At 45.0% G+C, this 14,300-nt stretch carries 12 protein-coding genes; 8 read left to right on the forward strand and 4 right to left on the reverse strand.

Annotated elements, in window-relative coordinates; genetic code table 11:
• Positions 1–3: 3 nt before the first annotated feature.
• A complete protein-coding gene (locus tag BTW00_RS01765; RefSeq protein WP_083603526.1) occupies positions 4–1,284 on the forward strand; it encodes an LD-carboxypeptidase in 1,281 nt (426 codons plus the stop codon).
• Between the two features lie 27 nt (positions 1,285–1,311).
• Here the strand turns inward: BTW00_RS01765 and BTW00_RS01770 are convergent, their stop codons facing one another.
• Positions 1,312–2,322 carry a GlxA family transcriptional regulator gene (locus BTW00_RS01770; protein WP_075105960.1) on the reverse strand — a complete coding sequence of 337 codons (1,011 nt, stop codon included), beginning with the start codon at positions 2,320–2,322 and terminating at the stop codon, positions 1,312–1,314.
• 283 nt (positions 2,323–2,605) lie between these two features.
• Here BTW00_RS01770 and BTW00_RS01775 point away from each other — a divergent pair, with 283 nt between their 5' ends.
• The 6 genes from BTW00_RS01775 to arfB all read left to right on the forward strand — a co-directional run bounded on the left by BTW00_RS01775 (position 2,606) and on the right by arfB (position 8,585).
• Positions 2,606–4,411 (forward strand): acyl-CoA dehydrogenase, encoded by a 1,806-nt coding sequence (locus BTW00_RS01775; protein ID WP_075105961.1) that lies wholly within the window; start codon positions 2,606–2,608, stop codon positions 4,409–4,411.
• A 22-nt stretch (positions 4,412–4,433) separates the two neighbouring features.
• A complete protein-coding gene (locus tag BTW00_RS01780; RefSeq protein ID WP_075105962.1) occupies positions 4,434–5,441 on the forward strand; it encodes an NADP-dependent oxidoreductase in 1,008 nt (335 codons plus the stop codon).
• 3 nt (positions 5,442–5,444) lie between these two features.
• Positions 5,445–6,227 (forward strand): SDR family NAD(P)-dependent oxidoreductase, encoded by a 783-nt coding sequence (locus tag BTW00_RS01785; RefSeq protein ID WP_075105963.1) that lies wholly within the window; start codon positions 5,445–5,447, stop codon positions 6,225–6,227.
• Positions 6,228–6,273: 46 nt separating this feature from the next.
• Positions 6,274–7,035 carry an SDR family oxidoreductase gene (locus BTW00_RS01790; protein WP_075105964.1) on the forward strand — a complete coding sequence of 254 codons (762 nt, stop codon included), beginning with the start codon at positions 6,274–6,276 and terminating at the stop codon, positions 7,033–7,035.
• 205 nt (positions 7,036–7,240) lie between these two features.
• Positions 7,241–8,113 carry a CoA ester lyase gene (locus BTW00_RS01795; protein ID WP_075105965.1) on the forward strand — a complete coding sequence of 291 codons (873 nt, stop codon included), beginning with the start codon at positions 7,241–7,243 and terminating at the stop codon, positions 8,111–8,113.
• A gap of 58 nt (positions 8,114–8,171) precedes the next feature.
• On the forward strand, positions 8,172–8,585 hold the full coding sequence (arfB, locus tag BTW00_RS01800; protein WP_075105966.1) for an alternative ribosome rescue aminoacyl-tRNA hydrolase ArfB: 414 nt from the start codon (positions 8,172–8,174) through the stop codon (positions 8,583–8,585).
• Positions 8,586–8,736: 151 nt separating this feature from the next.
• On the opposite strand, the gene BTW00_RS01805 is transcribed toward arfB, so the two are convergent.
• Both BTW00_RS01805 and BTW00_RS01810 read right to left on the reverse strand, forming a co-directional pair.
• A complete protein-coding gene (locus BTW00_RS01805; RefSeq protein WP_075105967.1) occupies positions 8,737–10,614 on the reverse strand; it encodes an autotransporter domain-containing protein in 1,878 nt (625 codons plus the stop codon).
• 342 nt (positions 10,615–10,956) lie between these two features.
• Entirely contained in the window at positions 10,957–12,156 is a 1,200-nt protein-coding gene (locus tag BTW00_RS01810) for a sugar transporter (RefSeq protein ID WP_075105968.1), read from the reverse strand.
• Between the two features lie 708 nt (positions 12,157–12,864).
• On the opposite strand from BTW00_RS01810, the gene BTW00_RS01815 reads away from it, so the two are divergent.
• A complete protein-coding gene (locus BTW00_RS01815; RefSeq protein WP_143506475.1) occupies positions 12,865–13,500 on the forward strand; it encodes a hypothetical protein in 636 nt (211 codons plus the stop codon).
• A gap of 94 nt (positions 13,501–13,594) precedes the next feature.
• Here the strand turns inward: BTW00_RS01815 and BTW00_RS01820 are convergent, their stop codons facing one another.
• On the reverse strand, positions 13,595–14,275 hold the full coding sequence (locus tag BTW00_RS01820) for a TetR/AcrR family transcriptional regulator (protein ID WP_058025725.1): 681 nt from the start codon (positions 14,273–14,275) through the stop codon (positions 13,595–13,597).
• Between the last annotated feature and the right edge of the window lie 25 nt (positions 14,276–14,300).

Genomic DNA, 14,300 nt, shown 5'->3' on the forward strand with positions numbered 1-14,300 from the left:
CGTATGGGTTTAAAAATACTGTCCATCCAGCAATCAATAGAAGATAAAAACCTACAGTCAAACCTAGCTGATGAGCTTAATGTTGGCCTAAACCGTCGACAGTTTTTGCGCCGAATAGGTGTTGGCGCAGGTGCTGCGGCATTAGCAGCGCAAAGTATTCCTCACGCATTGGCTGCCAGCCTCATTGAGGCAGATAATAGCTCGCAGCTGACCAAAGACGATCTGCCGACTGCATTGTTGGATGAGCGCTCAGCGCAAACTTCTCTAATAACAAGCTGCACTACGCCCACGATTGAGACCAGACTGTTTGCCAGCTCCAATGTGGGCGGCAGTGATGAGCGCAATCAGCTGGCATTAGATCGTATGAGCTGTGCTGGGTTTAAAATAAGTAATCCCGATATTACCAATCGTCAATATTTGCGCTTTGCAGGTACGGACTCGCAGCGTGCCAGTGACTTCCAAAACCTCGCGACCGGAGCGATAGCAGCGCCAAAACTGCTTTTGGGTGTGCGCGGTGGTTATGGTGCTATGCGTATATTACCCATGGTTGATTGGACAACGCTTGGGCGTATTATGAAAGAGCGCGGCACGATACTCGCAGGGTTCAGTGATGTGACTGCGATCCAATGTGCGCTATTGGCGAAAGGGGCGATGAGTTCGCTTGCGGCACCGATGCTCTATAGCGAGTTTGGCAAAACTGCCCCCGATCAAATCAGCTGTCACCAGTTCGCTAAAGCCTTAACAGATTCTAATTTAACGATCACCATACAAGATGCTGCTCTAACCAGTCAGCAACTGCCGACCATACTCACAGCGGGCGAGCCCAAAGTGCTCACTGGTACGATTTGGGGTGGTAACCTAAGCGTGGTCTCTGCGCTAGCAGGTAGCGAGTATTTACCGCGCATTGAGGGCGGTATTGTGTTTTTAGAGGATGTGGGCGAGCAGGCGTATCGCCTTGAGCGTATGCTGTATGATTTATATCTAGCCGGTGTGTTTAAAGGTCAACAAGCGATTATGTTTGGGGCGTTGTCTGGTTCAGGTGAGGACAGCTACGACAAGCGTTATGATGTTGCCACAGTGATTCGTCAATTACATAAGCTGACTGGGTTACCAATTTATAGTGGCATGCAATTTGGTCATATCGGCAAAAAACACAGCTTTCCGCTTGGCGCAATGTGTCAACTGACGCCCAATACATCAGGCGGCTACGAGTTGTCCTTTAGCGATTATCCAATCATCAAGGCGGATGCTATCCATGTCGAAGGCCTATGGCAGAATATGTAAACATGCATGAGCACTAACTAACAGACTCTAAATCGCCAGCCGTGAAAACTTATCTTGATATTCCTTAGGCGTCAACTCTGTTGCCCGTTTGAACAGGCGTGTGAACGAAGAGATATCATCATAACCGACTTGATCGGCAAGAGACTTGATACTCACATCCCCCAACTCGAGCAAGCGCTTGGCTTGCTCAATTCTCACTGCCTGAATATATTCAACGGGTCGCATCGCGACGCTGGCCTGAAAGCGTCTATTCAAAGTGCGTGGAGTGATATTTGCCATGGCAGCTAGGCTGCTGACTTGTATTGGCTGACGAAAGTTTTGCTCGATAAATTCTTGGACTTGTTTGACCAACTGATCGGAATGTGGCTTGTGCAAAGTCACGTTGGTATAGCTATTCTGATTGCCTCGTTTGCTATCAATAATCTGAGTTTTTGCCACTTGTGTAGAGATCTCCCGCCCGCAGTAGCGCTCTATTAGTAACAGTCCTAAGTCATAAAAAGCACTGCCGCCTGCCGCACAAAATATATTGCCAGACTCATTACTTGAATGAGTAACAAACTGGTTCTCTTGTAAGTCCACCAGTGGAAAGTCTGCCTTAAATTTATTGGCATAGCCCCAATGGGTGGTGGCGACTTTATGATCTAATAACCCTGCCTCCGCCAAGAAGAAAGCCCCGCTACAGTTGCTCGCTATATCGGCCTTGGTATTGGCAAGCCGTACTAAATGTGGCAGCAGCTCATTATTTTGCTTCAATACCTTATCAATAGAGTCGCCAATGGTGGGCACCAGTAACAAGTCGCACTCCATCACGTCTCGAATATCACAATGGGCATGAACCATTAGGCGATTACTACATCTGATATCACCGCCACCCAAGCTTGCGATCTGTACCTTAAATCTAGGTTCAACCGCTTCATCTAAAAATCGCTGCCAGCTGACCCCTGTAAATGAAAAAAGATCTAAGGCGCCAGCGAGCACACTACCAAGCACGCCATCGAAGCCAAGAATGATTACATTAAATGGTTTGAAATAGGGCATCAGTTACTCGCATTTGTTATTTTTCTCACTAATCATAACGTCCATAGGAGAAATTATTTCCAAATTTATGTCACATTTGACCATGATTATGTCATAAATGACAATACGGCAGTGCGCTAATTTAGATTAATATCAATTGATAAGCATTAACCCCCTTTGTGTTGCCTGACTCAATGATGTCGTAAATATTACAGATAGGGTCATGACAGAGGATGATAATACAAACGGATTTGCCTGATTTACGATCGTTACATGTAATCAAGAGAAACTAAAAGAGACGACTATGGCCGCAGACACCCTTATCAACGACTTTGAGTTACCGTTCCAGCTGTACGATGTGCTAGGAACACAAACCCTCACCAAACACGCAAAGTTCTCAGAGCACAGCCGCGAGACCTTTGATGCGGTATTAGATACCGCAAATAAGATCGCAACAGATTTGTTCTTGCCGCACAATCATCTGGCAGATAAGAACGAGCCGCAGTTTGATGGCAAAAAAGTCAGCATGATAAGCGATGTCAAAGTCGCTTTTGATGCGTTTCGTGACTCAGGTTTTATCGCTGGTCGTTACAGTTTTGAAGACGGTGGTATGCAGCTGCCTGAGACAATCATGACCGCGGTGGCAGGCTATTTTATGGCAGCCAACCCGTCGACGACCGCCTATCCATTTTTGACCACTGCAGCCATCAATGTCATCTCTCACTTTGCTAGCGATGATATCAAAGCCGCCTTTATGCCGCGTATGCTCACGGGTGAGTTCACTGGAACCATGGCGCTGACAGAGCCGCACGCGGGCTCGTCACTTGCTGACATCAAAACCACCGCTGTCAAACAAGACGATGGCTCGTATCGTGTCAAGGGCAGCAAGATTTATATCTCAGCAGGGGACCATGAACTGTCTGACAATATTGTCCATTTGGTATTGGCCAAGATTCCAGGTGGCCCTAGTGGGGTAAAAGGCATCTCCTTATTTGCGGTGCCAAAGTACCGTTTGAACGATGATATGTCTGTCGGCGAGCGCAATGACGTGCATTTGACGGGTCTGATTCATAAACTTGGCTATCGAGGGGCAACCTCGACGGCATTGAGCTTTGGTGACGCGGGCGATTGTCACGGCTACCTGATCGGTGATGAGCATTTTGGCTTGCGTTATATGTTCAAAATGATGAACGAGGCGCGTATTGCAGTTGGATTTGGTGCGGCGATGATTGGCTATCGCGGTTATCAGTATTCGCTCGATTACGCCAAAGATCGTACGCAGGGGCGCATTGCACCGAACAATAAACCTGAAGATGATGCGACTGCCATTATCCAGCATGGTGACGTAAAGCGCATGCTATTGGCACAAAAAGCCTATTCTGAAGGCGGTATTTCCTTGTGCTTATACGGCTCAAACCTAATCGACCGTATCAATACTTGCGAAGACGACACCCTAAAAAACGAGCTAACCGAATTGTTAGATCTGCTTACGCCCGTACTAAAAGCATGGCCGTCTGAATATGGGCCAAAAGCCAATGATTTGGGTATTCAAGTACTAGGCGGCGCTGGTTATACGCGTGAATATCATGCTGAGCAGTTTTGGCGTGACAATCGTCTCAATCCTATTCACGAAGGCACAAATGGCGTACAGGCATTGGATTTGTCATTCCGCAAGTTATGGCAAAAAGGTGGTCTTGGCATTCAAATATTAAAGCGTGAAATCACGCAGGATCTAGAAAATATTACTACACCTGAGAGTGCGGCACTGGCGGGTAAATTAACGCCTTACATGGGTCAGCTGCACGAAGTACTGGTGCATCTAGGCAAAGTGTTGCAGACAGAAGAGGCCATTACGCTTACTGGTAACGCCCAAGCGCTAATGAATATTTTTGCCTCGATCGTGCTTAGCTGGATTTGGATTCGCCAAGCCAGTAAAGCCGAGCAGCTATTAAGCATGACGCAAGATATTGAGCAACAAAACTTTTATAAAGGCAAGATACAAGCAGCGAAATACTTTATCGATTGGGAACTACCATTAATCAACCGTGATATAGCCATTTTAAACAACACCAATTCTGTTTGCACTGATATGCAAGCGGACTGGTTCTAAGAACAACGCTAAGGAAAGAGCAATGACAACCATAAATAAGCAGTGGCGACTAAAAACAAGACCAGTTGGCGCACCAAGTGCTGAAACTTGGGAGTATACTGAGACAGAAATACCGACTATCACCGATGGTCAATTACTGATTAAAATTGATTATATCTCTATCGATCCTGCAATGCGCGGCTGGCTAAATGATGCCAAATCATATATCAAACCTGTCCAGATTGGGGACGTCATGCGTGCCGGTACGGTGGGCGAGGTGATTGAAAGTAAGCATGAGAAATTTGCCGTTGGGGATTATGTCGCAGGTCACGATGGCGTGCAGTCATATGCGGTCAGTGATGGCACAGGATTGCATAAAGTTGATCCAAATCTTGCACCGCTACCTTACTATTTAGGCGTACTTGGGATGCCGGGTATGACAGGGTATTTTGGTTTGCTCAAAACAGGTCAACCAAAAGCAGGCGAGACCGTTGTGGTATCAGGTGCTGCGGGTGCCGTTGGTAGTTTGGTCGGTCAGATTGCCAAAATCAAAGGCTGCCGCGTCGTTGGTATTGCAGGCGGTAGCGAGAAATGCAAATTCTTAGTTGATGAGCTTGGGTTTGATGCAACGATCGATTATAAAAACGAAAACGTCAAAAAAGCCTTGAAGCAAACTTGTCCAAATGGCGTCGATGTCTATTTTGATAACGTTGGCGGTGACATTTTAAATGACGTACTTACTCAAATAAACCTACATGCGCGTATCGTCATCTGCGGTGCGATCAGTCAATACAACAACACGGAAGCCGTCAAAGGCCCATCGAACTATTTATCACTACTGGTCAACCGCGCCCGTATGGAAGGCATTGTGGTGTTTGATAATATCAAAGAATATCCAATCGCCATGAAAGAGATTGCAGGCTGGATTCAGTCAGGCGACATCAAAGTAAAAGATCATATCGTTAAGGGGATTGAGACATTCCCTGAGACGCTTATGATGCTCTTTAACGGTGAAAACTTCGGCAAACTGGTACTTAAAGTAGAGGAATAACTCATGACACTGAATACAAACGGAATTGCATCAGATGTAACAGGTAAGCGTATTTTGATCACAGGCGGCGCATCAGGCATCGGTGCGGCAAGCGCGCTGCTACTGGCCAGTCGCGGAGCAAAAGTCGTGATCGGTGATATGGCAGAAGAGATGGGTGAGTCTGTTGCCCAGCAAGGCCGAGATGCTGGCAACAGTATCGTCTTCAAAAAAGTAGACGTGACCAGTGGTGATGAAGTGCGTGCGTTGTTTGACTTTGCGGTAGAGACGCTAGGCGGTCTAGATGTGGTGGTCAATAACGCGGGTATCGACCACAAGCCTTCGCCCATGCATGAGCTGAGTGATGAGGACTTTGATCGCAATATCGCTGTGAACCTAAAAGGGGTCTGGCACTGTATGCGTGCTGCTGTCAATTGTATGATACCGAACGGCGGTGGTCATGTGATCAATGTGGCGTCTATCGCTGGTCTGCGTTCTGCGCCCATGATCTCAGCCTATAGTGCAGCAAAGCATGGCGTGATGGGTCTGACCAAGTCGGCAGCCCACGAGTACGCCCGCGCCAATATCCGTTTTAATGCAGTCTGTCCAAGCTTTATTGATACGCCAATGGTACGCAATACCATGGCAGCCATGAATGAACGCGCACAGCAAGCAACCGTCAAAGCCAGTCCGCTGCGCCGTTTAGGCAAGGTGGACGAGGTGTCTGCCGCGATTGCATGGCTTGCAAGCGACGAGAGCAGCTTTATGAATGGTCATGCCTTTACCTTGGATGGCGGCATGTTGGCATAATTTGTGCGAAAAACGTCTAGAATATTTAAAACTATAAGGAATAACGATGAAGGATTTATTTGATTTAACCGGTAAGGTTGCACTAGTGACAGGTGCGAGCCGCGGTATTGGTGAGTCTATTGCTCGTCTGCTGGCCTCAAGAGGCGCGCATGTGATTGTCTCTAGCCGCAAGATCGACGCTTGCCAAGCGGTAGCAGATAGCATCAAATCTGACGGTCATAAAGCCAGTGCCTTTGCCTGTCATGTGGGAGACATGGAGCAGATTGATGCGGTTTTTGAGCATATTAAAAGTGAGTTTGGTCAAATTGACATTTTGGTCAATAACGCTGCAGCCAACCCGTATTATGGCCATATTTTAGATACAGACTTAGCCGCTTTTGATAAAACGGTTGAAGTAAATATTCGTGGTTACTTCTTTATGTCAACGGCCGCTGGCAAAATGATGAAAAAGCAAGGCGGCGGTGTTATCTTGAATACGGCTTCGGTCAATGGATTGGTGGCAGGTGACAAGCAAGGCATTTACTCAATTACTAAAGCGGCAGTTATTAGCATGACCAAGGCCTTTGCCAAAGAATGTGGTCCACTTAATATCCGTGTGAATGCGTTATTACCAGGCTTAACAGATACCAAGTTTGCCTCAGCCTTGACGACCAATGATAAAGTCTTAAAAATGGCACTACATTCGATCCCGCTAGGGCGCGTGGCGGAACCTGATGAAATGGCTGGTACTGTATTGTATCTGGTGTCGGATGCGTCAAGCTATACCACAGGCGCGACTATCGTTGTCGATGGTGGTATGCTGGCTTAATTAGCTAATCTATAAGACATAGGTTAGATAAGAAAGTAATTGTTTAAAACTGCATGAGATAAATTTTCATGCGGTTTTTTTGTTTTCATTTTTAATGAATTGCATAGCTACTCTTCATACCTTGTCATTGAATAGACGGTTAGTGTGAAGAAAAAATAGGCGGCATCGTGTCATAATACTGTCAAATAATTAAAAGGCGTCAAGCATGGACTCAGTGACCAATCATAAAATAAATACTATTTCGCACAATAAAACATGGCTGTTCGTGCCAGCGACTCGCATCGATAGGATAGAAAAAGCCTTTGCTAGTGGCGCCGATGCCGTCATCGTAGATTTAGAAGATGCCGTTGCCAAACAAAACAAAGCGGCGGCTCGAGAGGCGTTAAAAAACTACTACGATGAGCAAAATTCAAAGCAAACTTATCGGCCCATTTGGCTGCGTATCAATCAAGCGGGTAGTGAGGAGTTTTTCAAAGACATCGTGCTTCGTCAGAGAATGTCTAACTTGGCTGGTGTGTTATTGGCTAAGGCCGAGCGCGCTGAAGATATCGACAGCATACATCAGCTGACAGGTTTACCTGTAATCGCTTTGATAGAGAGTGCCATCGGGCTATACCAAGTCGATAGTATGGCAAAAGCAGGCGGGCTGGCGGCGTTTAGCTATGGGTTTTTGGATCTGTGTAATGATCTACAAGTACAAGTAGGGACGCCATCAGCCGAGATAGTTGCCAATCAGATTCGCTATCAGCTTATTTTGACCTCAAAAGTACATCAGCTATCGCCGCCAATCGATACCATTTATCCTGATTTTAAAGATGAGTCAGGGTTAAGTAATCGAGTAAACTTGTGGTCAAAAATGGGTATGGCAGGGATGTTATGCATTCATCCTAAGCAGGTTGCCACTGTGCAGCAAGCCTTGCAGCCGATAGACAAAGCGCTTGCGTTTGCAACGCGGGTGATAGAAGCGTATGAAAAAAGCGGGCAAGCGGTGTTTAAAATAGATGGTGAGATGGTCGATGCGCCAGTGATTGCGCGCAGTCGTCAACTTTTGGAAAAGCAGCGGTTATTAGCAAAGTAGCAGGCAAAGCTATAATGCTTTATTATGAGCCATATCTATTTGTATATAAAAGCACACTATGATTTTTATCAATAACCAGATTAGCCTCAATGATAATGAGGTAGAGATTAGTGCCATGCGCGCACAAGGCGCAGGCGGGCAGAATGTCAATAAAGTCTCCTCTGCCATCCATCTACGCTTTAATATTCACATCTCAAGCCTGAGTGACGAGTACAAACAACGATTGCTAGATAGCAAAGACAGTCGTATCACCAAAGAGGGCGTACTTATCATTAAAGCACAGCAGTTTCGTACGCAAGAGCGCAATAAAATCGATGCGCTTGAACGGCTGCAAAGCTTTATCAATAAAGCCACGCATGTCAATAAAACCAGACGGCCCACCAAACCAAGTCGGAATGCCAAACGCAAACGGGTGGATCAAAAAACCCAGCGCGGCAAAACCAAAGCTTTACGCGGTAAAGTAGATTTCTAGAGAATTTGTGATACTAGCTTTTGTCATTGAGAGGTTTTGCGACAGAACAGCTATACAGCAAAAGTCATCGTAGATTATGGCGGTTTTTGAGTTTATAGTGGTATAGGCGAGAAATTATCACCTATACCGTTATGCTAGATTACATAGTTATTTAGAATGCGCCATTAAGTCCAATAAATAGGCTGGTTAAGTCATCGTCATCACCTTGTGAATGTGTGACACCAGCATTAGCGTTTAATAGACCAAAGTTTCTAGACACTCCAAGTGTCATGGCAACGTTATCATCATCAGTTTCGACCATAGGTGTCTCAAAACTAATATTAGATAGCGTATTCAAACTTGCTGTTACCGCTTCGCGATTGTCACTCAGCTGCTTTTGATAATGAATATCACCAAATAAGTTGAGGTTCTCCATTAAGGTATGATTGGCTTTGAGACCAATCTTGCCATATGTCGTAGAGTACTTCTGCTCATCGAACTGCATGGCAACGCCAGACATCTCTTTTTCTTTGAGTCCGTCAATTTTTACGCGGCTCGCTGTTGCACCGATATAAGGTGAGACGGCAATATTACTTACCTGCAATGGGTAGCCTGCCTGCAGGTTGGCATAATAACGTTTACCATCAGCATTTGACTTGAACTGTTGTTGGTTGCTACCAAGTGTGACAGCACGTGTGACATCGACATCCATGTTGCCAAATCCTGCAGCACCATTTATCTGTAAACCACCAAACTTGTTGCTATGATAGACACCAAAACCAACTTCTCCTAGATCAATATCACTTAAACCTGTGCCGACATCTGAGTTTTTAAAGTCTTTTTGGGTGATGTTACCGTATAAGCCTGTCACGGCATTGGCTGAATTAGGATGAGCAAAATCTACACCAAGTAATACTTGGGTATTATTATCACCATCAAACCCTGCAATGTCTTGATTGGCGACTTCACCGACAGCCCATAGTGTACGAGCAGGTTTTTGCTCACTGCTTTGGATTTGGTTGACGTGTGACTGTAAGCGCTCATTGGTTGCAAGTCCGGTTGTCGTTGCAATATGTGGCAGCACACCGATTAAGCTAGGCGCAGTGACTACAGCGTTTGCATAGTCAGCAATCATTTGATGCGCCTGACCGGTCGGGTGAATGCCATCAGCGAAAAAGTAGGTTTCGTTGGCATCAGGTGTTTCTAGATTGCTTGACCCGCAAAATAGTGAGCTATCAGTAACCAAGTTTTCAGTACAGGCTGGCGTGGTCATATTAGTAAATCCATAAGCCGTAGGATTACTAGCGATTTGTTGTAATAAGCTAAACATATCTAGCGGTATGATGTTCGCACCAGTAGCTGCTACGCCACTAAGCATAAATTGATTATATAGACTAGTAGCGCCAGTACTTTGCGCTTGTGCCACAGGCCCTTGATCAATAGCTCTAGGCGTCAGACCGATATCAGGAATATTAGGTACTAAAATGTAGTTTGCGCCATTGTCTTTCAGTGTATTAATCGTTTCGGCCTGGCTCGCTACTGCGCCAAGTATCGTAGCTTGGGCATTAGCAGGATCTTCAGCCGCCGCAAGCAAGTCATTTGCACCTGCCCACACGACATAAAGTCCATTAGGATCTACTTGATTATTATCAATATAATTATTAACTTGGCTATTGGCAGAGGCCACCGGAATACCAAAAGCAGTGACATCTACGCCTGCTCTTGCACCACCAATTGCATAATTATTACCCGTCTGACTACCATCATAAGTATTGGCGACAGCAGTAGTACCTAGTTGTTCAGCGAATGACGTTGCCCATGTATTATCAGGGTTAGTAGTAAATTGACCTGACTCTTCAAGCCCAAACGCACCTTGAGTGAGGGGACTAAAATATCCGCCATCCGTTAAACTGTCGCCAAAAAAGGTGACACTGTCATAAGCATTTGCGTGAGAAATACCAGCGATAGATAGGCTGATGGCAAGCATGCTTTTAGTGAAAGTTTTGAGAGTAGTATGACCAACTATGGAGCGAGCGGTATTACGGGGCATAGCGACATCCTTGTCATTAATGTAATAGATTGTCAATCGAGTGTAACTATTTTTTAGAAGGCTAGCAATCATTTTGATTACAACATCAAAATAATATTGTCTTATTTTTACAACTTTTTTATAGTCAATCAATATTAAAAGTGGTGCAAGGCAGACGAGTGCAAGTACTACAGTAGTAGGCTAAACGAGTCTAACGCTGTAACATTTTAATAGTGATTCGACTATATCCTTAAAAGAAATCTAGCAAGCCTTGCAAGGCTGTACTATTACCTAACCATTTTATTACATACATCACTACTTTTAATCATTCACAAAGCATCGGTATCAATAGATAGATTACACTTAGCCAAGTCGCCGACTCAACTCAGGGAAGCGCTTTATCATAAATAACATCAGCAGGAGCGCCACACTGGCAATAGCCGCGCCGACATAACCCACGCTTGATATCGAGATATGCGTCACTGCATAGCCACCAAACAGCGCGCCTGTACCAATGCCTAAATTGATAATACCTGAGAACATCGCCATCAGCATGTCTTGTGCATTGACATCGACCATGATGACTTTTGCCTGCATTGAGATAATCAGTAGCATGAGTGCCGCGCCCCAAAGCAGTGCACTAACACTAAGCGCCCAAACGGACGTCACGACAAACAGCAATGTCAGCATAGAGACAAGTATTAATATCGTAGATACCAGCATCAATTGGGTATTATATCTATCACCCCAACGACTGAATATCACACTGCCTACAATGCCTGCTGCCCCAAATAGAAGTAATACAAAAGTAGCCGCGTTTTCGCTGATGTTGCCGACCTGACGCATGAATGGTTCAATATAAGAGTAGGCCGTATAGTGTGCGGTAAAGACGAGCAAGATAAGCAAATATAGACAGACCAATAAGGGGTTTTTGAGTAGTTCTGGAATCTTTCTAAAAGACCCCTCAAACATACTTGGTAAGGTAGGTAATAGTCTCGCTTGCAAAATAAAGACGACAAGCGCAATGACACCAATGCCGCCAAATGTCGCGCGCCAACCAAACCATTGACCAACCAACCGTCCCAACGGCACACCGAGTACCATCGCAAGCGACGTCCCAGTCGCGAGCACACTCAGCGCCATGGCTTTCTTGCCTTCGGGTGCCACACGTATGGCGATTGCTGCTGTGATGGACCAAAATATCGCATGCGACAGCGCAATCCCAACTCGGCTAATGAGCAGTACGTCAAAACTCCATGCAAATACAGATAGCATATGACTGGCAATAAAGACGGCAAACAGCCCTAAGAGTAACCGTTTACGCTCAAATCGACTGGTCAATAGCATCAGCGGCAATGACATCGCTGCCACAATCCAAGCATAGAGCGTCAACATCCAGCCCGTTTCTGCTGTGGTAATAGAGAAGTCTTGGGCGATATCGCTCAATAGCGCCACAGGGACAAATTCTGTGGTGTTCATAATAAAGGCACTAACGCCCATCAAAAATACTTGAAAATACTGAGTTCGGCGAGCGTTCGCGCTCGCCTCAAGGTTATTTTTCATAAAATCCAATACAAAGCAGGTGCTAGGGCGTGTCCCTAATTCAAACGTTTATCACTAAATGGGCTAAAAATGGCTAAATCTTTGACAAACGGCGTCAAATAGCTAGTCAATATCTCGATATTAACCAGCTATTTTCCTTGTTTGCCTGCGATTTATATTATCTTTATCACCATTTTTAAAATAGGGACACGCCCTAATACAGCGGGTGATAAGTCAAGGTGGGGCAGGTATTCTTGGAATACAAGCGTCGCGAGGCAAGATAGCAAGCCAAAGTCGATTGTAAAAGATGTTTTTTGATAAGGATTGTTAACCTAAAGCTCAGCATGAAAGGCCTAGGAAAAGAGAGTTAATAAAAAATACGCAATAGATATAGGAAAATAAAATTCAATATGAGGTGCTTTTAATTTAAAAACCTAACCATTTACTATTGAAAAATAAGTAAACATATCGGTATTTATTTTCTGCTGTCTGTTGTGCTATCATCATTGAACGATCTATCGTGGGTTTAACAGTTTTGTTATCGCCGTCCGTGACAACCGTTTCATGGCAGCGTGATAAACCTTGCAACTTCCAGCACGATATAAAATAACCTTGGTAAAGCGCATGAGCCTGTACTCCGACAACCTCATTTGTGCCTGATTTTTTGCCTATTTGGGCGTATATCAACCTTTTTCGTCGGAGTTATAGGAGTCTAAGGTGTTCAATATCATGAGCCACATTGCCAACCAATCTCAATATACCCGTCGTTATCACCCACGCCATCTCTTAGCACAATATGCGATCAATCAGATAGCCACACTTGAGCTACGTTCGCAAGATATTGTCAGCGCCATGGGTTATCCTATCAAGCATACCATTCCTGCCTGTGACCGCCTGCGCCATGTACTGTCGCATAGGTATCTTGGACTTGATAGCAGCTATATGGACAAATACTTTACCGCTGATGAGTTTTTGGCAAAGCTATTTGTCGTGCTTGAGATACCGTATCAACCATTCGCAGAAGATATTGCTCAGATTAAAAATGACTTGACGAACCACTCCACTACGCTACCTAGATATAGCTTACGAGCGGAAGTGGATTTTACCTTTACGAGTGTCGATAATTGGGTGTCTCGTGGTAATGCTGCACGTTTGGCTCACATACGTCTCCCAGATGGATTTGCCAAATTAGACGATGCTCAACGTAAATCAGTGATTCAAGACAGCATCTGCGAGCATTATCAGCAGTATGAGGGCAGTTTGCCATACGATGGTGTTATCAAAGGTTATCGACTGACGATTGAACAAAACAACCATGTGGTTGATCATGCAGATTATGGCTTACCAAAATCCAGCAGTATCTAAAATGCTGTGAGTATATGAAGAGTGTAATAATCTAAGCTCATCGACTAAGAAGCCTTAGTATAAATTAGAAGACTCAGTATAAAAAAGCCTCACTTTATCGTGGGGCTTTTTGGTTCTTTGCATTAAATTTTTTGTTTAATGCTTCAGGTTTAGAGATGGCGCGCCATAAAATCACAAATAGCGCATCAAACTCTGCATTTAATGGCGTCTCTGTTTGGCGAATGGTATGCATTAAGCCAAGTCGACTAATAAATCCCATAAACACATCGAAGAGTATGTGCAGTGGGACAGTGTCATTGAGCACCCCACGATTTTGACCATCTTCTAATACCGCCAAAAACGCGCCAATTAACTCTTTGTTTTCATAGATTGCGATATTACGTATACGCGAGGCCGAGACAGAAGACAGCACCATCACCGCATCTGGATGCGAGTCTACAAAATCAAAGCAGACCCACAGCGTCTTACGTAGACGATCTTGTACGCTATCAATCCCTTGCAGATGATCCATGATGCGAGCGGCTAATCTGCCGAGCACAATATCCATAATGGTATAAAACAGCGTTTGCTTATCCCCGAAGTACTTGTAGAGCGTTTGCAAGGAAACATTTGCAGACTTTGCAATCTGCGCCATCGTCACCTCATTAGCATCAAATCCTGCAAAGACCTTACGAACGGCTTGCTCAATTTTATCCAAAGTTGCGGGTCGCATATCGGATAGGGGTGCTAGCGATCGCGTTTGCGTGGGGCTATCTGACTGATTAAAGGTTTTCATATTTATCGCTTCTTAAAGTATTGGT

Source organism: Psychrobacter sp. C 20.9 (assembly GCF_001921765.1).
GTDB classification, from domain to species: Bacteria; Pseudomonadota; Gammaproteobacteria; order Pseudomonadales; family Moraxellaceae; genus Psychrobacter; species Psychrobacter piscatorii_B.

Excerpts from the sequence above, each read along its gene's own strand:
- BTW00_RS01790 (WP_075105964.1), top strand. The coding sequence starts at position 6,274 with ATGAAGGATTTATTTGATTTAACCGGTAAGGTTGCACTAGTGACAGGT.
- BTW00_RS01820 (WP_058025725.1), bottom strand. The coding sequence starts at position 14,275 with ATGAAAACCTTTAATCAGTCAGATAGCCCCACGCAAACGCGATCGCTA.
- BTW00_RS01775 (WP_075105961.1), top strand. The coding sequence starts at position 2,606 with ATGGCCGCAGACACCCTTATCAACGACTTTGAGTTACCGTTCCAGCTG.
- BTW00_RS01770 (WP_075105960.1), bottom strand. The coding sequence starts at position 2,322 with ATGCCCTATTTCAAACCATTTAATGTAATCATTCTTGGCTTCGATGGC.
- BTW00_RS01810 (WP_075105968.1), bottom strand. The coding sequence starts at position 12,156 with ATGAAAAATAACCTTGAGGCGAGCGCGAACGCTCGCCGAACTCAGTAT.
- BTW00_RS01805 (WP_075105967.1), bottom strand. The coding sequence starts at position 10,614 with ATGCCCCGTAATACCGCTCGCTCCATAGTTGGTCATACTACTCTCAAA.
- BTW00_RS01780 (WP_075105962.1), top strand. The coding sequence starts at position 4,434 with ATGACAACCATAAATAAGCAGTGGCGACTAAAAACAAGACCAGTTGGC.
- BTW00_RS01795 (WP_075105965.1), top strand. The coding sequence starts at position 7,241 with ATGGACTCAGTGACCAATCATAAAATAAATACTATTTCGCACAATAAA.
- BTW00_RS01785 (WP_075105963.1), top strand. The coding sequence starts at position 5,445 with ATGACACTGAATACAAACGGAATTGCATCAGATGTAACAGGTAAGCGT.
- BTW00_RS01765 (WP_083603526.1), top strand. The coding sequence starts at position 4 with ATGGGTTTAAAAATACTGTCCATCCAGCAATCAATAGAAGATAAAAAC.
- BTW00_RS01815 (WP_143506475.1), top strand. The coding sequence starts at position 12,865 with ATGAGCCACATTGCCAACCAATCTCAATATACCCGTCGTTATCACCCA.
- arfB (WP_075105966.1), top strand. The coding sequence starts at position 8,172 with ATGATTTTTATCAATAACCAGATTAGCCTCAATGATAATGAGGTAGAG.